The organism is Psychromonas arctica (assembly GCF_038155225.1).
GTDB lineage: Bacteria > Pseudomonadota > Gammaproteobacteria > Enterobacterales > Psychromonadaceae > Psychromonas > Psychromonas arctica_B.
Map to the genome: position 1 here is coordinate 1 of NZ_JBAKBA010000170.1, position 241 is coordinate 241.

Consider the following 241-nt stretch of genomic DNA (forward strand, 5'->3'; position numbering starts at 1 on the left):
GGTAGTTTTTTTAATATCACTTTTTCTAGGTAACTGGCTAATAGTCTTGTCGTAATATCTTCACTGTCTAATAAACAATAAGCTTCATGAGGACTTATTAATTGAATAACACTATTGTCATTCAGTACATAATCCACTTGTGTTCGATCTTCTTCAAATGTCACATGACAGCTACGAGCGGCTTGTGGTACCAACAATTTATGATCGACTTCTGACTCTATAATCGCTTTGATTTGTTTTT

Annotated in this window: 1 pseudogene; it reads right to left on the minus strand. The window is 33.6% G+C overall.

The window, feature by feature from the left end:
* Nucleotides 1-241 (minus strand): annotated as a pseudogene (locus V6255_RS18200) (hypothetical protein); the annotation flags it as partial.